The sequence below is a fragment of the Laspinema olomoucense D3b genome (assembly GCF_025370785.1).
In the GTDB taxonomy this organism is placed as follows: Bacteria; Cyanobacteriota; Cyanobacteriia; order Cyanobacteriales; family Laspinemataceae; genus Laspinema; species Laspinema olomoucense.
Genome location: NZ_JAMXFA010000011.1, coordinates 45,850 through 66,733 on the forward strand (window position 1 = coordinate 45,850; position 20,884 = coordinate 66,733).

Consider the following 20,884-nt stretch of genomic DNA (forward strand, 5'->3'; position numbering starts at 1 on the left):
CTGTCTGGGTATCCTCTACAAACCCCTAGGGAAATCCACCTGAATGTTATCCCAGTCCCGGGAGCAAATTGCCCGTTGGCTTCACCTGGAAAGACACTCATCTTAAGGGGAGTTCGGGAAATTTCTCGGAGAATTATCTCAGCAATTTAATTGAGTTAAGCCAGTAAAAATTCCAGCGATCGGCGAAAAACTAAACTTCAGCCTAGGGGTATATTGAGAGGAAGAGATAAACCCAACCAGAGAAAGAGATCACCCGATTTATTTCTAAGTTATATTTTGGGTAACCCTTTGAACGCGCTTTCTTTTTTATAAGTTTTTATGGCGTTTTCGTTTGGATGAAGTCCATCAAGGATTCTTTTAAATCCCCTTACCCCTAAGCATCCCAGTTTTCTTTAAGGATTACCCCAGAGAAAGAATGGGGGAAAAAAAAGGCGAATTGTTAGGCAAGAGAACCCGGGGACTCGGGGGAAGAATTGAGGGGTGAAAGTGAATCCAACTGCTGTACCTCATTTCAGTGAAATAGGGTAGAGTCTCCCCGCTCAAATCGGGAGAGTTCTTCCCCAGAGAACGGCTGGCTTTTAGAAAAATTTTTCTTAAAGGTTTGAAGACGGATATATTTGGCTAAACCATCCTAAACATACAGAGTTAAAAAAGATGAATCAGATTCCAACCTATCAGGACAGCACAAATCGCGTCACCCTCTCTAGCACAGGGGCTCTGGAGTTAAATGCTTCAGAACAAATTGAAATTCCAGCCTATCAGTCTCCCATGAGACCCCAGCAAAGCTTTTCTACCAGCGATCTATTATTAGTACCGCTTTCCTTTGCTGCAGTGGTGTGGGTCGTGTTGTTTGTCATGCACTTTAATTTTTGGAAATCAGTCCGGAGTCGCCTCTCTAACTTACCGCCAGTGAGTCAATTACCCTGCACAAATTGTAAATATTTTAAAAATAATCCTTATCTAAAATGTGCCGTCCAACCCGATAAGGTCCTGCGTACTGAAGCGACGCAATGTCCGGACTATTCTAGTAATGAAGAAGTGATGTCTTAGAAAAAGATACATCGGCCCAAGTTCTGAATTACTGATAGGGGACCTAAAGGATTTAGGAGTTACCCCTCGCCTCCAGTCCAGAGGAGGGGCAGTCTATGTACTGCTCCACCTACAGGGCGATCGCGTTACATTCCCCACAAAATTTTTTCAAGGGAGGCGCTTTCCCTCTCCCCTATCCTCCCCTCCCCTCTTTCGGGGAGGGTGGGGCATTTTGTAGATTGCCGCCAGGGGGGAGGGCGGATTTAGACTTTAAAAATGTTCATCTACTCCCTTAGATTAGATATTTCACCAGAGATACTGTTGAGGTACATCTGGTGTTCAGCAGGGATGCTGAAAATATCCTAGTCTGAGGAGATGATCACTTTACCACCACTTACGATTCCCATCTTCATCGGTTCGCGCTTGGCGAATGACGTCAGAAATTTCTTCTGCATCTTTGACATGATGAAGTGCTTCCTGATGGCCGTCTTCATCTTCCACGATAAAATAGGTGGGAACCTGAATATGGTCTCCGGTAATATCAGGAGAATCTACCGCGAGTTGTTTAGATTTTTCTTCAATAGTTTGCTCTTCATCAGCAATGCGATCGCCGGGATTAGCAGTCCGTCTTTTGTCAATTCTCTTGTAGTCGCTCATAAAACCTCTTTGCTTTGTTGTGTGAACTTTTTTATTAAGGTAAACAAGAGTGGAAATTATCCACCACTGTTGGAAAAATCTGGAAATACCGTAGCAATGGATTTGCCCTTGCTGTTGAAATATTTCCTAGCTAAAGAAGGGGTAAGAAGTAGGGCTGGATCACTTGAAAGGGTTGGTAATCAACACTTTACTTGGATTCTCCCTTGTTAGATGATTAACAGGGGAGACCTCTAAATTCTTGAACCCGATCAAAGTAACTTATGCTTTCATCCTATTTATCCTATCTAATAGCTAGAGAATTTTCATCTTTCTCAGGTTACATCTTATTAATTTATTTGGTCGCTGATGTAAACGGGCATTTTAAACGAGGAAAATGGGTTAGGCTACATGAGATAGATAACATATCTCACTCCTGAGATAGATAAACCATTCCCTGATCGGTGAGGGAGTAGATGTAACAAGGAGCAACACAGATCCATCCCAACCCCAGTCCGGCAACTCCGAATGATCAACTGAAACCTTCAATAGCGTTTTAAAGCAAGGCGATGCCTTGTCCTTCCGGTCAAGCAAAGTCAGGTTAGTTACGAGGGACCACTAACCCTCACTCGGTGGCCAAGACCCCAAAACCACCCGAAAACGCACCCTGGCGATCGCACCCCCACGCCCCAGAAATACTGCCGCCGGTTGGGTGAGGCTCTTTTCGGGGGAGGCGCTGCCATCATTAATTGGAGGCCCTCACCGACCCTAGCTCTTACGGAGCATCTTTTGTCGTAAAAATCCGCTGCATCCCAGGGAATGGAGGGTCAAAAATTGAGACCCTAGCGATCGGGGTGGGGGTAACGCTCAGGCAGTTCTCGTTAGGTGATGCCGATGGAGGGGAACAGATGCCTTCACAACTTTTAACTAGCCCAAGCGATCGGGGTTATCCCTAGCAGTTCTTCTGGACTGCCCACATACCAGGGATGTTGACGGCGACTCTAAGGCTCCCCCTTAACGCCGTTATTTATAGGGAGACTACAGACAAGCAAAATTTGTCGAGGATCCTATTGCCGGAGTGAAAAATGCCTACCATTCGCTGCTCACACAACCCTGATTCCAATGGCTCATCCCTAGTTTGGGGCAGTTCGGGAAACTTGAAAGATACAGCAAAATTGGCTAACACCAGGCAGAGGGCTAGACTTAAGAAGGCTCGGCATTTTCTCAGCTCTTTATCGAGTTCATTTACCATAATTCTAGCTCCGTAACTCTTCTAATACTTTTAAAACTAATCTAACTTTAATGAGCGATAAACGAGCCGTTTTTAACCCCCAAAGGGCGGCGTCATGGCTCCAAATGAATCGGGTATCAAATTTGTCCTTTAAATTTGAACCTACAGAAAATATATCTTTTACTTTATCACTACATCCTCTCCCTTTAGTATGAAGTATTATCGCCCATTTATCTGGGGAAGGCACAGGGGTTACTTAGAGAAAAAAACGCCCCTCGGGCCAGCCTTGATCGGCTACCTCTCCTGGGGCGATCGCCCCAGGAGAGGATCCCCCTCCGTACCTCTTGGGGATAGGGTCAAGTGGATGAAGAAAACCGGATAAAAATCGTTTGGGTGGAGCAACGCTTCTCAGAGGATACCCAAATCTCTGCCCAGAAAGCAAGTAAGGCCCGAACCTGCGCTTGCTTGCCTTAATGCCACCCTTGTGCGTCGTGGGGTTTAGGCTCTCCCGAGGCTACTATCTCGGAAGTGGAGGAGCATTTCTCCTCTATTTTGCCAACTTTTTAGGGATTATCCCCGCCTGTCTGCTCGTTGTTGTTTGGGGAGAATATTTTTAGGTTGAAAACCCACAATTGGTTCAGCCTTGAGATGGACATTAGCCTAAACGGGAGTGATAGTTATTTCCCTGTTTCTAAGCTTTTGTAACTTACGCAGAGAGGCCATTTTTAGAGCCACACTTAAGGACATACTCAAACAAGAAAGTTTTATCGTTATGTAGCAAGGGAGTGGCTGAAAAAAAACTGGAAATAGAGGGGAATCAAAAACCCCTGGAAGTGTACTTAAACTTCAAGCCAGAGAATCCATTACCTCCAAAGAGGTGCAACAAGTTGAACAGTAGGTTTCTAGGGGAATTTGAAAACGAGCTACCCTAGTGTTTCAACAAAGTCAAGTGCGGGAAGTTTGCGCTGTCATGGATCCGGGGAATCCGGACTCTGAGGGACCCATTGAGCTGCCCACATCCCTGCTAGAAAAACTACAATGGTCCAGTTCAAAAGACTCCTCACCGAGGTAGAAACGCCAGAGGAACCCGAGAGGAGAAGCTCACCCGAACAAATTTGGCGATCGCCCTGCCGACCCAGGGAACGATAGAGTAAGGTAGATAAGTCATGGCAATTTGTTATTTTTAGGAACCCGTTCGATGACAGCAACCACCACTCAGCTCAAACACGAAGTCAAAGACCTTTCTCTGGCTCCTTTAGGCAAACAAAGAATTGAATGGGCAGGACGCGAAATGCCGGTTCTAGGGCTGATCCGCGATCGCTTTGCCAAAGAAAAGCCCTTCGCTGGCATCCGCTTATCTGCCTGCTGCCACGTCACCACCGAAACTGCCCATCTTGCGATCGCCTTAAAAGCTGGTGGTGCAGATGCAGTCCTGATTGCCAGCAACCCCCTGAGCACTCAAGATGACGTCGCCGCGAGTCTAGTGGTAGATTATGGAATTCCCGTTTTCGCTATCAAGGGAGAAGACAGCGCCACCTACAACCGTCACGTTGAAATCGCCCTCGATCACAAACCCAACATCATCATCGATGACGGTAGCGATGTCACCGTACACCTCGTCCAACATCGCCAAAATCAACTCCCCGACATCATCGGCACCACCGAAGAAACCACCACCGGCATCGTGCGCCTCGCCGCCATGTTCAAAGATGGCGTACTTTCCTTCCCGGCAATGAACGTCAACGACGCCGAAACCAAACATTTCTTTGATAACCGCTATGGGACGGGTCAATCCACCCTAGATGGCATCATCCGCGCTACTAATCTCTTATTGGCGGGTAAAACCATTGTCGTTGCTGGATATGGCTGGTGTGGCAAAGGGACCGCCTTACGCGCCCGGGGTATGGGTGCTAACGTCATCGTTACGGAAATCAACGCCGTGCGTGCCCTAGAAGCCACGATGGACGGATTCCGCGTCATGCCAATGGAACAAGCTGCTGCTGAAGGCGATTTGTTCATTACTGTAACCGGCAACAAGCACGTCATTCGCGGTGAGCATTTCGCTCAGATGAAAGATGGGGCGATCGTCTGTAACTCCGGCCACTTCGACATCGAAATTGACCTCAAGGCCCTGGGAGCAGAAGCCTCGGAAGTTCGCACCGTGCGTCCGTTTACCCAACAATATCACCTCAAATCTGGCAAATCTGTCATCGTCCTGGGAGAAGGACGTTTGATTAACCTCGCCGCTGCCGAAGGACACCCCAGCGCGGTGATGGATATGAGCTTTGCCAACCAAGCAATGGCTTGCGAATATTTAGTCAAGAATAAAGGCAAGTTGCAACCCGGTTTACACTCCATTCCCCGGGAAGTAGACCAGGAGATTGCTCGTCTGAAACTCGAAGCAATGGGAATCAACATGGATACCCTCACTTCGGATCAAGTAGAATACATGAATTCTTGGACCTCTGGCACTTAAAATTACGGGGTTGTCTTCTTTGCGGAAGTGGAAGATATAGATTTCTGTTAAGAGTCTGAAGAGACCCCCCCTAACCCGATGGCGTTGCCAAGGGGGGGACTGGAAGGCTTCAAGACTTCTGATGTCATCAGAATATGCGGGATGAAAGGGTAAGGATAAAGACTAAAAAGACAGGAAAAATTCAAACCCTTCTCCCTCTTCTCCCTATCTCCCCTATCCGCCCTATCTCCCCCATCCTCCTCATCTCCCTCCTCTCGCCGTTCACCTAAATCCTGTGGCTCGACTTTCTGTTGAATTGCATCGCTATTTTTTTGAAGAAGAACGTTCGGAAGGGGTAATTTTAGCGGATATTATCCTGCTGGCTGGAGAACGCATTTTTGGATTTTTGTTTGTCTTCTTGGCGTTACCTTCAGCTTTACCCCTACCGGCGCCCGGATACTCGACTCCATTTGGAATTGTTATTTTTATCCTGGCGGTTCAGCTAGTTGCTGGGGCACAACGTCCTTGGATGCCCAATCGGGTTATGAATTACCCGATCGCCTTATCGAAGGTCCAAGGCATTTTAAAAGCTGGGATTCCCTGGTTGGAAAAAATCGAGTTGCTCTCTCGTCCCCGCTTGACCTATATGTGCACAACTTTAGGGGGTCGGGTCGTTATTGGGAGTGCGATCGCCCTGATGGCCATTTCGATGATGATTCCCATCCCCGGGACCAATACCTTACCGGCGATGGGCATTTTCGTGACCGGCTTTGGCTTACTTGATGACGATGGAGCCATTACCCTGGCTGGGTTAGTGCTGTGTGTGATGGGATTTATTCTCTCGTCCTCTATTTTGATGGCTCTTTGGTTTGGGGGTTCCAGCTTGCTGGACATCATCCAAAACTGGCTGGCACAGTAACTCAATTGGATTCAAAAGCAGTCACCTCTTTAGACAATGCCTGCCTTGAATCTCTGGATTTAACACTTGATTTCTATTGAAAGGGGAGGGACGCCCGCTTAATCGGTGTCCCTCTCTTATTTTTATCTGAAGTAAGTCTATTTACTTATTTCCTGAAATTTTCGAGAGATAAGGGCTTGACAAGCCAGACATTTTGAAGTGGACAAAAATTACTCTTTAAGCACAATTACTTATCAATTGGTAAAACTTGTCCTGATCCTGTCCCTAACTCCTCCTAAGCTTAATAATTTTTCCAGATTATTGTGAGCTGAGTCTTGTTAGAATCCCTAGAACAACCCTCTATCAAAGGTTTTCGGGATAAAGTGGCTGCCTCAATCCTGATGAACAGTAGAACAAATTGGCTCAGTCACCGGCTAAAACCTCTGATATTCGTTGGTTTTAAGGCTGTAGATTCCCCTTTGACACCTACCCTAAGATAGATTCAAAAAGCCGGTTTTGAAGAACTTTTATTTTTCTGTCAATTTTGTAACAAATTTTGTCTTTTTTACCAAACCTTGACCAAAAAAGGTTAGTCTAAATAAAAATACAAGGATATAAGGAGAATTTTATGGTTGCTGTCACAATTGGATTTGACAAGGACCTAGAACAAGAAGAAGCGGTGGTTTTTCACCCGGGACAGCAGGTACAGTTCAAGAATCGCCCCGGAGTCATCGATACCATTGCCGCCTACGACCCCATGATGGTCCCCCCGATTTGGTTAGAAAACGACCCCCAGCCGAGATATCCTGAAGAGTTAAGAATTGTAAAGCAAACCGCATTGACAATGGGTTCAGTACGGGTATCCGCGAACTCTAATGTGCACTATGTAGATTTTTGGGGACGCTTCAGATTAGTTAGCAAAAGCTCTTAAAATCCTGTGATTATAAAAATAAACAAGCGATCGCTACCAACAACAAAGGGCGATCGCTTTTAGTTTGTAGACAACTTGTGAAGAAGATAAACACCCTCGACACCCCACCAGGCGACAATCGGATCAAGTTGAGCCGCTTTTTTAGCCGGAATCACCCCATTGCAGCGGATACGCCTCCCTTAAACTCTGGGCAAGTTGCTCCAACCGCTGCTGCGATTTCTGTAGGTTAGATGCTATAATTTTTTAAATTCACTTCCCGTTAAAGATTAGTGACTAATTCAATTAAATTTATTGACTTATTTGCCGGAATTGGAGGATTCCGTATAGCGTTTGAAAAAGCTGGCTATCATTGTGTTTACTCCTGTGAAATTAATGAAGCTTGCCAGAAGGTTTATCATCAAAATTTTGGGGATTTACCTGAAAAAGATATTACTACTTTAGATATTCAAAATATTCCAAATCATGATGTCCTAACAGCCGGTTTCCCTTGTCAGCCTTTTAGTATCTCTGGAAAACGCAATGGTTTTAAGGACACGCGAGGAACCCTATTTTTTCATTTATGCAAAATCATTGAAATAAAAAGACCTCAAGTGATTGTCTTGGAAAATGTTAAGCACCTCCTACATCTTGATCAAGGCAAAGTTTTAGATACGATTCTTTATTCCTTAGAAGACTTAGGATATTGTGTCACTTATAATTTATTGAACTCCAAGGATTTCCAATTGCCCCAAAATCGAGAGCGGGTGATTATTATTGGGACTTTAAATAAAAAATTTAACTTTGATTTAATCAAACCACAGATTCCTACTCCTAGTCTTGAAGAATTCTTAGATAAAGAAGGACCATTTGAGTATTTAAAGCCTGAAGACTATACATTAATTGAATATCCTAAACCCCAAGCTTCCGGGTTAATTTTTGTCGGATATCGTAATAAAAATATTTGGAAAACTGGGATTAGACCGAATACAGAACATCTTTCGAGAGTTCATAGACAACCGAATCGGATTTATTCGGTGAAAGGGGTTCATCCGACTTTACCCTCCCAGGAAACATCGGGCCGATTTTTTATTTATATTCCTGAAGAAAATGCCGTGCGAAAATTAACCCTTAAGGAGTGTTATAGAATTATGGGATTTCCCGATACTTTTAAAAAGTATTCTAGTAGCGGAGAATGCTATAAACAGATTGGTAATTCAGTTTGTATCCCGATGATTCATGAATTAGCTGTTCAAATTAAACAGCAAAATCTATTAGAGGAGTCCAAAAGAACCGAACCCTGTTCGCGTAGTGTTCCGCAAGGAAAGGGTGGGGCTACACAGGGGTAGGTTTTTATCGGCTGTCAAACCTTTTGCCAAATAAAAGTTAACAACGCCCTGGGTTTTTTTAAGCCCCGCGTAAGGCGACAATTGGATCAAGTTTAGCGGCTTTTTTAGCCGGAATTACCCCAAAGAATAACCCTGTTGCACCTGATACTCCCGTTGCTAAGGCGATCGCCATCGTAGAAATTCCCGCATCAAACGGCGTAAAACTCCCAATCAGCAGAATTCCACTGACCCCTACAAATACTCCAACCAATCCCCCAGCAACGGATAAAATCACCGCCTCAATCACAAACTGCATTAAAATATCCTGCTGAGACGCCCCGATCGCCTTTCTTAACCCAATCTCCTTCGTCCGTTCCGTCACCGAAACTAACATAATATTCATAATCCCAATTCCCCCCACAAACAGAGAAATACTGGCGATCGCCGCCAACAACAACGTTAACGCCCCCGTTATCGCCCCCATCCTTGCCTGCAAATCCTTCTGATTACGAACCGTGAAATCATCTTCATCAATAATCTGATGTCGCAGGCGCAGCAAATTCTCAATTTGGAACTGTGCCGCACTCATACTTTCCTCATTCTGCACCGACACCGAAATAAAATTAATTCTCGTCCCGTAGGGTGAAGTATTCCCCCTAATTCGATTCGCCATCGTCGTCAAGGGTATCAACACCACATCATCCTGATTCTGTCCAAATGTGGAACCCTTCGGTTGCATCACCCCAATCACAGAAAACGATACATTTCTAATCCGGATTTGTTTCCCAATCGGGTCCGTATTTCCAAATAGAGTTTCCGCTATATCCGGACCCAATGCCGCCACCTGTTCATTCCGCTTTAAATCCAAGTTAGTAATAAACCGACCCTGAGCAACATCAAAACTGCGAACCGTCAAAAACTCCGGCGTCACCCCCACAACGGTGGTGGATTGATTGGTATTGCCGTAGGTAATGCGTTGCATCCCCGTGATTTGGGGCGCAACCTCCTTCACGGAAGGAACTTGAGAGGCGATCGCCTCCGCATCCCCTAACACCAACGTCTGAGGCGGACTCACCGGACGAGTTTGAGCCTTGGGACTTCCCGGCACAATAAATAACAAATTTGTCCCCAAAGATTCCACTTGCTGACCCACAAAACTCTGAGCCCCCTCACCCATCCCAATCGTCGCAATCACCGAGGCATTGCCAATAATAATCCCTAGCATCGTTAGACTACTTCGCATTTTATTGGCAACGAGGGTTTTTGATGCCATCTTGACGCTTTCTAAGAAGTTCATGGTTTTAGGAATAATGAAGATAGGGGAGATGGGGAGGATGGGGAGGATGGGGGAGTTGGGGAGGATGGGGGAGTTGGGGAAGATGGGGAGGATGGGGGAGGAGAAAGAACAATATACCTCGTTACATGGCTCTGCCGTGTAATGCTCTGTTGGAGGCTCTGCCTCCAGTCCGGGACCCAACGCTTAAGCCGCCCAACGTCCAGAGCACTGCTCTACCATCATACAAAACCCATTACTTTAAAATATCCTCCAACTTTTGCCCTTCCGGAAGACCAATAAAAACGCGATCGCCCGGTTTCAAACCCTCCAAAATTTGAATTTGATTGCCTAGGGTTGGTCCAATCGTTACTGACCGAAATTCCGCCTTACCCTCCGCATCGGGAATCAAAACCCCTGTCTCCCCTCGGTTGGTGACGATCGCCACCGTCGGAACCACCAAGGCATTATCCAACTGGTCCCCTAAAAACGTTACATCCACATTCATCCCCGATTGCAACGTCTCCATCCCAGATTCCAAATCCACCCGCACCTCAAACAAGGTCACATCCTGCTGCTTAATCGCTTCGGGGGCAATTAAATTCACCTTTCCTTGAAATTGTTCATCGGGATAGGCATCGGCCCGAATCTCCACCTTTTGACCCGCGCGAATCCGACTGATATCCGCTTCCGGGACTTGGGCCAAGATTTCTAACCCTCTCGCCAGGGCCACAATCGAGGTGGATGTAGCACTTCCCGCACTCGATGCCGCTGTGGTTGGGGCAACAAATGAGCCTTCGGTAGCATATCGCTGGGTAATTTGACCCGCGAAGGGGGCGCGAATGATGGTATCTTCCACCTGGACTTCTACAGCTTTGAGTTGCGCTTCGGCTTCCCGCACTTCCGCCTCTACTCGCAGGAGTTCTTCGGGTCTGGCACCGCTTTGTTGCACCGATAAAGCTTGTCTAGCTTCCATCACTTCCGCTTCGGCGCGGGTAATTTCTTCGGGTCTAGCACCGCTTTCTTGGAGGTCCACCGCTTGACGGGCTTCGGCAACTTCTGCTTCGGCGCGGAGGATTTCTTCGGGTCTAGCACCGATTTCTTGCATTTCCAAGGCTTGACGAGCTTCGGCAACTTGGGCTTCGGCGCGGGTGATTTCTTCGGGTCTAGCACCGCTGGCTTGCAGTTCTAAGGCTTGACGAGCTTCGGTGACTTGGGCTTCGGCTTCGATAATCGCTTCTTGGCGAGCGCGAATCAGTTGCTCTAACCGTTGCTGCGATCGCTCTAAATTGGTTTGAGCCCGACGATTTTCCGTGACCACTTCATCAAAGCGATCGCGAGAAATTGCTCCTTCATTGACTAATTCCTGATTCCGGCGCACTCGTTCTGCCGTCAGGGACAAGGTAGCCTCAGCTTCTTCAATTTGACTTTCAGCTTGAGCAATCTCCTCTTGCCGACTCCCCGAACGCAGTGCATCTAGCCGCGCTTGAGCTTGAGTGAGTCTAGCCCGCGCTTGAGCCACTTCCTGGGACCGATTTCCCGCTCGCAGTTGAGCCAGTTGCGCCTCAGCTTGAGCCAGTCTCGCCTCAGCTTGAGCCACTTCCTGGGACCGATTTCCCGCTCGCAGTTGGTCGAGTTGGGCCTCAGCTTGAGCTAGTCTGGCCCGGGCTTGGAGAATCTCCTGGGGCCGATTTCCGGCACGCAGTTGGTCGAGTTGGGCTTCGGCTTGCGCCAGTCTCGCCCGCGCTTGAGCTATCTCCTGGGGACGATTTCCGGCGCGCAGTTGAGCGAGTCGCGCTTGGGCTTGTTCTAATCGCGCTGTAGCTTGGAGTCGTTGCGCTTCTACGTCCTCACTTTCCATGCGGGCGATGATCGCACCGGCTTCTACTTGGTCCCCTTGTTCGACGTATAATTCAGCAATCCGGCCTGTGGTTTTGGGGGAGAGGTTGACGCTCTGAATGGGTCTGACGGTGCCACTGGCTTGGATGCGGACCGTGAGGGTTTGGGTGTCTACGGGGACGGTAATTTCGGCGATCGCATCGGTTTTAGGTTGGGCGTTTTGGTAAGTTTTATAGGCGAAACCGCCGACTCCTAATAATCCAGCAGCGATCGCCGCGATGATCACCCGTTTGTACCGCCATTTCCCTTCCGGTTTACTGTCCGGTTTGGGGGGAGGTAGAGGGGGTTTTTGATGGTTATTTTGAGAGTCGGTAACTTGCTCTACACTAGATGGCCGTTGCATTAAGGTACTCCTGTTTCCCGATGGAGAGGTGCCCGGATTAATAATGTTTATAAAAAATTTAGGCTGACAGATTGACGAAGGATTGAAGCCGCGATCGCACGGTTAAGGCTGCTTCACCTCTCGTTCCCGTTCCCAGCGTTGGACTAACCGAGGCAGTTCTCCCTCAAAAAAAGCGTGAAAATTTCGCATTTCCTCCAGTCGTTGCCGACGTTCGTCTGGTTCTCCTTCCAGTAACCCCAGTCCCCGTTCAGCAAGCGCCCGAACCGCTTTAATTTGGGCGGTTTTTTGTTTAATTAATTCGGTCCAAGCATCCAATTTGATACAAAAATAATCTCGGCGATCGCCGGGTAAACTGATGCGATCGACAATCCCCGCTTGAATCAACAACCGAGACATGGTACTAATCGACCCTTTAGAAGCCTGTAACGCTTCCGCCAGTTGACTCAAGGATTGATGCGGCGGGTCTGCAATCAACAACCACCCGAGAATTCGCCCTGCCATCCTCGGCATTCCGCTCAGTTCAAACAACAGCCCCACTTCTTCCACAAAGCGCCTCAGTTCAAACTGTTGCGCCTCTTTATCTACTCTGGACATACCTGCCCCAGATAAATTGCTTTATTCACAATTGTAGCAAAGTTTTGACTGTTTAGTAAAGACTGAACGAAATGAAAAGTTCACGAAGCAGCCTAGAGGGAAGGGGGTGCAGATACAACCCCTCATGTAGGGGCCATTCCCGAATTCCCCCTAATCTCATCAGGGAGGGGTCAGAAAAACTTGATAAAATTTCTAATAACGGCTCAATTTTCTACAGTTTAGGAGTCCCCTACCGATGATAGAACCGCAAATTTTAGAAGCGATTAAACAGATGCCGAACACAGAACGGATCAGGATAATTGAGTTTACATTGGGCCTGATGCGAGAAGAAATGGCAAAAGGCGAACAACTCAGTTTAAAAGAGGCGGTTGAACTGATGCGTCCTTTCTATGCAGAAGGAAGTGAGCTAACTGAATTCGTTGATAGTGAACATGGGGACTTTTACGAATACGAAGACTATGCTTAGAGGTCAAATTTGGCTTTATTGTGCTGACCCCGAAATAGGCAAAACCCGTCCTTGTATAATTTTTAGCCATGACAAATGACAAATGACTAATATAGATTTGAATATCCAGAATAATCACTTCAAAACCTCCCAATCTTCATCCGTTACAGCCGGTTCAAATGGATCATCGTAGCGGTAAGGTTGTTTTCCCTGAAGCGGATATTCAGGGGAAGAAGTTTGGGAGGATTCCTGTTGTTTCGGCTGTTCTAAAAAAATAATTTCTACCGTATCTCCAGCATGGAAAGGCAAACCTGTTAATTCTAATTTACCATCTTCACTGAATGTAATCGCGACTTTATGAGCATTCATGGGCGTATTTTTTAAAAAATAACTCCAGAGACTGATGAATTTTATCAACCCCTTACACCCTTATAGTGGGAATTGATAAAGTTCCAAATTTACTCAACCTGTTTGCGAAGATTCTAACATAAATTTGGAAAAAGTAATATCAAGTTTAATGACCAATGACCAATGACCAATGACTAATGACCCTAATTCACAAAAGAAGTAGCATCTAAATAGTCAATTCGGGCGAGGGGACTGAGGGCAGATAAGACTTGAGTGCCATAGCTGCGGTAGAGGACGCGACTATCCAGGAGGGCGACGACGCCTTGCCGTTGACGAACGGGTGCAGTCGCCCGTTGGAGTTCTCGCAGGGCTGTCGGTAACAGATACAGTCTAAACCAGTCTTGCCGTTCGCGTTTAAAGTGAGCAACGCGACCCGCAACTAAAGGATTTTCTAGGGAAGGAATAGGCAAAGTGGCGATCGCCAGCAACTTGGGTGGAGGTAATGCACCTTGATGTTCTCGCCAAAATTCCCAACCCGTAATTAAAATACTCTGTTCATCGATTTGAGTCTTTTCCACCTGCACCCGAGATCCAAACTCTGCCGCCAGAATTGTCCCTAAACGGGGTTTGAGTGGCATATCTCCTACTAGGATGACAATCGGTCCGGGAGTGGTGGCGGCGATACAAAGTAGGGTTCTAAGTTGTTCTAATAATGCGGGTTCAAACTGAGGGGTATTCGGCATGGGAATCCCCTCGGGTAAATAGAGTTGAATCATCTCATTTTGGCGATCGGGAGAGAATTTGAGGGTGGTGACATCTCCCAATCCCAATTGTTGGCGATAAATCGGCGCTGAGGTTTCTAAATCTAATGCCCCACCCACCAACACCACCGGCTGCTGGTCCCAGAGGGGCCCTAGGGCCGATGCCACTTCCACCGGGGTTGTAGATAAGGTAAATTGGCCCAATTTTCGGTCAATGGAGGCCCAAAGGAGGCGATTGGCGCTGTGAAACTGCTGCCAAAAATCTATCCAGCGATCGGGCAGTTCTGGGGATGGGGGTGGCGGATTACTCGGGACTGTGGGAGTGCAGTTGCGCTGTTGCAGACTCTCATAGAGACCCGTTAAAATTGCTTGTTCCTCGGACTCCAGCAACACACAGTGGTAAGGATTTGCGGGATGTTGGAACAAGGCCCGGGTTAGCTGTACCCTGGCATCGCGAATGATGGCAGCACAATCGGGACGGGAGACCATGAGTTGATTCCAATCCCAGGATTGCAGGGTGATGCTGAGTTGTTCACTGGCCCAAGTTTCTAGGTCATCGGCCCCATCAATAATGGTGGGAATTCCTGGGGGAATTTTGGTGCGATCGCCCAGGACATCTTCCAACCACAATTTCGGGGAAATAATCAGCAATCCTTGAAAATCCGCACCGGGCCACCGCCAACCGCCTGAAGCCCCATCGGTGACGGTGCGAATGGTTTTATTTGTCTCGATCCACTGCTGCATCTGGGGGATTTCCACCAACAGTAATCGCTGTTGAATCGCTTCTGGGGCGACTAAAATCGCGGGTCCGGGCCAAATCAGTACCGGGGTTAAGTAACTGAGGCGATGTCCTCCATGCGCACCCACCGAGGGGATGCCGGTTTGAATTAGCGCACTGCGACCCACCCGAAAAGCACGGGCCACCAACCGCGCCATCGACAAATGATGCGGCCAATAGGGTTCACCCTGCGATCGCAGGAATGCTCTAAGTTGTTGGTGGACTTCTAATTCAATCACAACAGGAGGATATCGGATCGAGATTAAAGATGTAACTGGGAGAGATGGGGAGGGTGGGGGAGACTTACAAGGGTATATTTTTTACGTTCATCGTAATTTACCTAAAAGTAAGAGGACTTCCGGTCCCCTCCCCTGTGTCTTGGTAGGGCTGTGTCATTCTCCCGGCCCAATTAATTTTTGCACTGTTCAATCGCTTTATCTGGCGGAGGATACAGGCTTATTCCCCTCCTGTGGAGGGGTGTCCCGAAGAGACGGGGTGGAATTCCCCTCCTGTGGAGGGGTGTCCCGAAGAGACGGGGTGGAATTCCCCTCCTGTGGAGGGGTGTCCCGAAGGGACGGGGTGGAATTCCCCTCCTGTGGAGGGGTGTCCCGAAGGGACGGGGTGGTGTCTTGATTTGAAACAGACAGATACTTTTGAGTAAAGAAGCATAGATCAATACCTGCTCACTAGCTGGAATTGACCACCCCGCCCCTCCGGGGCACCCCTCCACAGGAGGGGAATAAGCCCCAAAACTTGAGAAAAATTACCCCGTAAACAACCTACCCTTGTAAGGGTGGGGGAGATGGGGAGGATAGGGAGGATGGGGAGGATGGGGGAATTTCTGCTTCCCCTGCTTCCCCTGCTTCCCATGCTTCCCCTGCTTCCCCATCTCGATGGCGGTCTCCCCTACCTCCCCCATCCTCCCCTATCTCCCCTATCGTAGGGTGGGCATTGCCCACCCTACAGATAGATAAATTTAACGGCGGCGTCTTGAGCCACCGCCTGAGCGACGGGGGGCCGATCGCGTGGGAGAGGAAGAACCACCACTGCCAAAACTGCCACGACGGGGAGTGGAACTGCCGGAGGAGTTGGAGGCAGGGCGTCGGAGGTTAGTGCCACCAACACCAGATCCAGTAGGCCGAGAGTTCGTAGTTCCCGAGGCGGGACGATTGACATTACTGGGATTCGACCGAACCCGACCCGTTGTCCGCAATGAGTTCTGGCGATTTTTAACCGCTGCTGGTGGCGATTGGTAGCGGTTGGTATATTGCTGGACCGCTTGCTGATATGAGCTGCCATACCCGCCATACCCAGTCATCACGATTCCCGGTTGATAGATGGGGGGAACGTAATAGTGCGGAGTAAATAAGGCGTTTGCGACCATTTGTCCCGCGATCGCACCGGCAAAGGGGGTCCAAAAGCTGGATTCTTGACGGACGATGATGGTTTCCGCTTGACCCGTTTGCGGGTTGGTTTGGGTTTCAGTCACCGCGTGCATATATTCAATTTTGAAATCTTCCGTCAAATGCAGGGAAGCTTGACCTGACTCCACCTGAAGGTAACTTTTTTGACCGGCAGAGATTTCTTCCGGGGTTAAACTGGCCATCGGCAAATTATCGGTGTTATAAACCGAGGGGGAAGCATTGAGCAAAAACAGGCTATATTCCCCGTTGGCATCATTATAACTGGCCTGCTGGACGGGATAGCGACCGTCAGCCATTTTAGTTGGGGTGACGGATGCGCTAGGGTTGGGTGCGCTGGAGGAAGAGGAACCTGTATTGGTAGTACAGGCGGTGGTGGTCAAACAGAGCACGAATACCATTAAGACTGGGATTAGTTTGCGGAACATGGCGGAAGTATTGCATCAAATTGATTCAAGTCAAGATTCACCGGACCGAGTTGCTCAGTCCGGCTGCTCTTTTCTTGATTGTAAGGGAAGACTATTTTGGATGACAGGTGGGGTTTTACAGGGGAATGAGTTCCGGAAAATACTCAAGAACTTGGTCTTCGGTGAGTTCTTCCCCGATCGCTGCCGGTGAAAAGTGGATTTGAATGCCGCGCAGTCGCTCTTGGTAATGCAGGGCGATCGCTGCTTTCAAACCTGCCTGTAAGGCTTCCACGTTAGAGAGGTCGGTTTCCAGTTCCGGGACTTCTCCCTCTGCCGCTAAGGTGATCATGACCACTACATTGCGAGTCACAGGCAGGGATAGGGGTTCCTCTTTGGAATCAGCTAACCGGACTTCACTGCCATATCGAGCAGCAGAGTCGGTAAATAGCTCCGTCCAATAGTCTCCAGCTTCCCCTTCGTCCCAGACCACATCCCCTTCATTAGCGGCAGATCTCCAATAGTCATCGTACCGCAAGAGACTTTCGGTGATTTCCACCAGGGCCTCCCCGAGGGTTTCCATGTCTCCATCGCTATCGAGTACGGGTCGGATCCCTTGGTTGAGAACACCGAGCAGGGGGGCCACGTCATTCCCGGCTAGATGGAGAAAGATACGGGAGACAACAAACCGGGAACGGCCCATCATTTTTTTAAAGCGATCGTGCATAAGTCTTGATTGGGGAATAAACTCAGAACAGTAATGTTTAAAAACCCGACCCCCCTAGAGGGAGTCGAGTTTTTCTTAAAAATTATATACCCGTTCTATTTTACTAAAAAAACAGAGCGCTTAACTATCGAGATAGTAAAATCCGTCAATAAACTCCACTAGGTTATTAATGCTGGGTAAGGCAAACTTGGTGGCTTTCATCGTGGTTCCTGTGGCGGTTTTGACCGAACCCGATGGCCCGATGGTACGTTTGCCAAAACTGCCATCGTAGTAAACTTGCAGACTTTGGTCACTGGAATTGGTCAGCAATACTTGAGTAGGGCTTTCAAAAAAGTTGTAGTTGTCGCTGGGGGTGAGGGTTACCGGAGGGATTTGAAGTTCATTAACGCCATGAATGGTTTGACTTAGGGCGGTGCTCAGTTGTTTAATTTGTTTAATCGCCTCCATGCTGTGACTGTTAATGGCGTAAGCTTGCAGCATTTTCATTAAGGTGATGATATTCTTCTGAGTGGCTAGAGCATTTTTAAAGGGGATAATGGCAATGTAAGCGGTAGGAAAAATATCGCGATCGCTATCAATTTTAAAAACCAATTCGGTGCGGCGGTAGCCTACATTAATACTGGGAGGATGAGGCATCATTTCCGCTTGACTGGCAATTTGATGGTAAACCTGAGCTAAGGTTTGATTGGCATCATGAGTTAAGGGAGCATCGATAATAATTCGGACCGTTGGGGGGGTTTGATTAAAAAATTTTTTAGCTTCTTCGGTGGAAAAGCGGTAGATTTGAGTGCGATCGCCATGAGGACTCAAGTCAACCCACTCGCAAGTAATCCCTTCAGTTTTGAGGTTGTAGCGGGAAACGCCGTAGAGTTTGGCGCCGGTTAGGGTTGCGCCACTGAGATCGGCCCCCACCCACTCCACCCGGATTAAATTAGATTGGGTCAAATCCGCATGGACGAAACTGGAATTAATCAGATTGGCGTTACTTAAGTCCCCTCCAAGCAAGTTGGCTCCGCTGAGTTTTGCCTCACTTAAGTCCACCCATCGCAGATTGGCTCCACTTAAATCGGCCCACCGGAGATTGGCTCCACTAAGATTTGCCCCACTGAGATTGACCCGACTCAGGTTGGCGTGACGGAGTTCTGCTTCTGTCAGGTCCGCTCCACTGAGTTCGGACCGGCTCAGGTCCGTCCCGCTTAATGTTGCCCGTTCCAAATTCGAGCCGGTCAGGTTCGTGCCTCGCATATCAGATTCACTTAAGTTAGAACCGCTTAAGTTCACTTGTCGGAGTTTAGCCTCTCGTAAATCGGCTCCGCTGAGGTTAGCCTCGCTTAAGTTGGCTCGACTGAGTTCAGCGCGGACTAATTCGGCGCGAATCAAAGCCGCTTGAATCAACTCCGCGCCGCTGAGGTTGGCACGGACCAGGTTCGCCACATTGAGGATGGCTCCATTGAGCTTGGCCTTACTGAGATTGGCCCCACTCATGCGAGCCACATTGAGTTTTGCGCCGGTGAGGTCCGCCTCACTGAGATTGGCTCCACTGAGATTCGCAATACTGAGGGTGGCGTTACTGAAGTTTGCGCCACTGAGATTGGCTCGACTGAGGTTGATCTCGGTCAGATCCATCCCAGAAAAGTCTCTTTCTCCTGCTGCATATTTTTTGATAATATCCTCGGCTTGCATATATGGGATTCCTGTGAAAAGTTGCTGATGGGTTAGTGGGGTAAACGGTCAGGGTAGCCTAGAGGCCAAAATTGGGGAAACAAAAAAGAGGAAAGAGGGGAGAGAACAGAGACAGTCAGAATAGGGTCAGAATAGTGTTCGTCATTGAGAAGAGGTTTTATTTCTGGGATATGGCATTGGAGGAAAAGTGCAAGCCTTTGATAAAATTAACCAGCAAGTTGACGGGGGGTAGAGAAAAATTTGGACTAGAAACAACGGGTCCAACAGGCACTCCATTATTGCCGAGGGCGATATTAACTAGCCGTTTCCCAAAATTGGGATTGTGATGGACATCTAAGGTGCGATCGCCGGAATTAGTCAACACCGTTTGCGTCGGAGATTGAAAGAACTTTCCTCGTTGAACAATTCGAGAAAAAGTCTGGGAGTTCTTAATTTCCTTGACCTTTTCTCGGGCATTATTGAGTAAACTAGAAATTTCTTCCGATTCAATCATATCAACTAAATGCTCCAGATTCTCTTGGGTTACCCCGGCATCTTTAAAGGGGAGAATCGCCACATAAGCTGTAGAGAACAATAACAGGTCATTACCAATTTTAAAGCTGAGTTTTGTGCGCCTGGAACTGACTTCAATATTGGGGGGTTCGATTAAGTCGGGATAGCGATGGGCAATTTGATGGTAGGCCAAGGCTAAGGCTAAATGAGCATCTTGGTCGAGGGCGGCGTCAATCAGTAACTCAACGGTGGGTAGAGTTTGATGAAAAAAGGTTTCCGAGGTTTCTGGGGTAAAGCGGTAGACTTGAGTGCGATCGCCACTGGGACTCAGATCCAGCCATTCGCAGATAATCCCTTCCGTTTTCAAACCAAACCGAGACACGCCATATAGTTTGGCTCCGGTTAAGGTGGCACCGGAAATATCAGCGCCGGTCCAGTCCACTTGGATCATATTGGCGTAGGTCAAATCCGCGTACACTAAACTCGCATCCAATAAATTAGCATGACTCAAGTCCGCACCTCGGAGGTTAGCGCCACTCAATTTGGCTCCACTGAGGTCCGCGCCTCGCAAGTTCGCCTCACTTAAATCCGCCCACCGCAAATTCGCCCCAGAAAGGTCCACTCCCATGAGTTTGGCATGAGACAGATCCGCTTGGCGCAACTCACAATTTCTGAGGTTGGCTCCACTGAGGTCGGCACCGCTGAGGTTCGTCTCTCTTAAATTGGCCTGTTCCAGATTAGCCCCCATTAAAGAGGCTCCTCTCATGTCCGCTTCACTGACATTAGCGCTGACTAGATAGGCTTGTCGGAGTTTAGCTTCGCGGAGGTTGGCACCATTGAGGTCCGCTTGGGTGAGGTTGGCACCACTGAGTTCGGCACGCATGAGTTCGGCGCGGATCAAGGAGGCTTGAATTAACAGGGTTCCGCGTAGATCTGCCCGAACTAAGTTGGCAACATTGAGGTCAGCACCATTGAGATTCGCTCCACTCAGGTGAGCGCTGTTGAGTTTGGCAACATTGAGCTTGGCATGACTGAGATTGGCTCCAGTGAGGTCAGCACCGCTAAGATTTGCAATACTCAGGTTGGACCCACTTAGGTTCACTTCACTGAGATTGACTTGACTGAGATTGACTTCAGTCAGCATAATCCCAGGAAAGTCTCTGGCACCTGCTACATATTTTTTGATTAGTTCTTCAGCTTCCATCGGGGCACCCTGAGAACAGCGGGACTTTACG

The 20,884-nt window shown here is 48.2% G+C and carries 17 protein-coding genes; 7 read left to right on the forward strand and 10 right to left on the reverse strand.

Going from position 1 to position 20,884, the window contains the following annotated elements:
• Nucleotides 1-654 precede the first annotated feature (654 nt).
• Complete coding sequence (locus tag NG792_RS10200) at nt 655-1,050, forward strand: hypothetical protein (protein WP_261198837.1); 396 nt, start codon at nt 655-657, stop codon at nt 1,048-1,050.
• Between the two features lie 363 nt (nt 1,051-1,413).
• On the opposite strand, the gene NG792_RS10205 is transcribed toward NG792_RS10200, so the two are convergent.
• The gene (locus tag NG792_RS10205) at nt 1,414-1,686 is read right to left on the reverse strand and encodes a hypothetical protein (RefSeq protein WP_261198836.1); all 273 of its coding nucleotides are present in this window, start codon (nt 1,684-1,686) and stop codon (nt 1,414-1,416) included.
• A 1,680-nt stretch (nt 1,687-3,366) separates the two neighbouring features.
• Between NG792_RS10205 and NG792_RS29085 the strand changes: the two genes are divergently transcribed.
• From NG792_RS29085 to NG792_RS10225, 5 genes are all read left to right on the forward strand, one after another.
• Complete coding sequence (locus NG792_RS29085; protein WP_353961705.1) at nt 3,367-3,510, forward strand: DUF389 domain-containing protein; 144 nt, start codon at nt 3,367-3,369, stop codon at nt 3,508-3,510.
• Between the two features lie 581 nt (nt 3,511-4,091).
• Complete coding sequence (ahcY, locus tag NG792_RS10210) at nt 4,092-5,369, forward strand: adenosylhomocysteinase (protein WP_261198835.1); 1,278 nt, start codon at nt 4,092-4,094, stop codon at nt 5,367-5,369.
• A gap of 274 nt (nt 5,370-5,643) precedes the next feature.
• Entirely contained in the window at nt 5,644-6,267 is a 624-nt protein-coding gene (locus NG792_RS10215; protein ID WP_261198834.1) for an exopolysaccharide biosynthesis protein, read from the forward strand.
• 607 nt (nt 6,268-6,874) lie between these two features.
• Complete coding sequence (locus tag NG792_RS10220) at nt 6,875-7,177, forward strand: hypothetical protein (protein ID WP_261198833.1); 303 nt, start codon at nt 6,875-6,877, stop codon at nt 7,175-7,177.
• Between the two features lie 269 nt (nt 7,178-7,446).
• Nucleotides 7,447-8,502 carry a DNA cytosine methyltransferase gene (locus NG792_RS10225; protein WP_261235373.1) on the forward strand — a complete coding sequence of 352 codons (1,056 nt, stop codon included), beginning with the start codon at nt 7,447-7,449 and terminating at the stop codon, nt 8,500-8,502.
• 58 nt (nt 8,503-8,560) lie between these two features.
• On the opposite strand, the gene NG792_RS10230 is transcribed toward NG792_RS10225, so the two are convergent.
• The 3 genes from NG792_RS10230 to NG792_RS10240 all read right to left on the reverse strand — a co-directional run bounded on the left by NG792_RS10230 (nt 8,561) and on the right by NG792_RS10240 (nt 12,590).
• A complete protein-coding gene (locus NG792_RS10230; protein ID WP_261198831.1) occupies nt 8,561-9,778 on the reverse strand; it encodes an ABC transporter permease in 1,218 nt (405 codons plus the stop codon).
• A 232-nt stretch (nt 9,779-10,010) separates the two neighbouring features.
• Complete coding sequence (locus NG792_RS10235; protein WP_261198830.1) at nt 10,011-11,996, reverse strand: efflux RND transporter periplasmic adaptor subunit; 1,986 nt, start codon at nt 11,994-11,996, stop codon at nt 10,011-10,013.
• Between the two features lie 102 nt (nt 11,997-12,098).
• Nucleotides 12,099-12,590 carry a GbsR/MarR family transcriptional regulator gene (locus NG792_RS10240; protein WP_261198829.1) on the reverse strand — a complete coding sequence of 164 codons (492 nt, stop codon included), beginning with the start codon at nt 12,588-12,590 and terminating at the stop codon, nt 12,099-12,101.
• A gap of 235 nt (nt 12,591-12,825) precedes the next feature.
• Here NG792_RS10240 and NG792_RS10245 point away from each other — a divergent pair, with 235 nt between their 5' ends.
• Nucleotides 12,826-13,056: a hypothetical protein gene (locus tag NG792_RS10245; RefSeq protein WP_261235374.1), complete on the forward strand. Its 231-nt coding sequence runs from the start codon at nt 12,826-12,828 to the stop codon at nt 13,054-13,056.
• 114 nt (nt 13,057-13,170) lie between these two features.
• Here the strand turns inward: NG792_RS10245 and NG792_RS10250 are convergent, their stop codons facing one another.
• The 6 genes from NG792_RS10250 to NG792_RS10275 all read right to left on the reverse strand — a co-directional run bounded on the left by NG792_RS10250 (nt 13,171) and on the right by NG792_RS10275 (nt 20,853).
• On the reverse strand, nt 13,171-13,404 hold the full coding sequence (locus tag NG792_RS10250; protein ID WP_261235375.1) for a hypothetical protein: 234 nt from the start codon (nt 13,402-13,404) through the stop codon (nt 13,171-13,173).
• A 182-nt stretch (nt 13,405-13,586) separates the two neighbouring features.
• Complete coding sequence (locus NG792_RS10255) at nt 13,587-15,161, reverse strand: ATP-dependent DNA helicase (RefSeq protein WP_261235376.1); 1,575 nt, start codon at nt 15,159-15,161, stop codon at nt 13,587-13,589.
• Between the two features lie 737 nt (nt 15,162-15,898).
• Entirely contained in the window at nt 15,899-16,744 is an 846-nt protein-coding gene (locus NG792_RS10260; RefSeq protein ID WP_261235377.1) for a hypothetical protein, read from the reverse strand.
• Nucleotides 16,745-16,886: 142 nt separating this feature from the next.
• Nucleotides 16,887-17,474 carry a DUF1517 domain-containing protein gene (locus tag NG792_RS10265; protein WP_261235378.1) on the reverse strand — a complete coding sequence of 196 codons (588 nt, stop codon included), beginning with the start codon at nt 17,472-17,474 and terminating at the stop codon, nt 16,887-16,889.
• A gap of 120 nt (nt 17,475-17,594) precedes the next feature.
• The gene (locus NG792_RS10270) at nt 17,595-19,157 is read right to left on the reverse strand and encodes a pentapeptide repeat-containing protein (RefSeq protein WP_261198824.1); all 1,563 of its coding nucleotides are present in this window, start codon (nt 19,155-19,157) and stop codon (nt 17,595-17,597) included.
• 157 nt (nt 19,158-19,314) lie between these two features.
• Nucleotides 19,315-20,853 carry a pentapeptide repeat-containing protein gene (locus tag NG792_RS10275; RefSeq protein ID WP_261198823.1) on the reverse strand — a complete coding sequence of 513 codons (1,539 nt, stop codon included), beginning with the start codon at nt 20,851-20,853 and terminating at the stop codon, nt 19,315-19,317.
• Nucleotides 20,854-20,884: the final 31 nt, after the last annotated feature.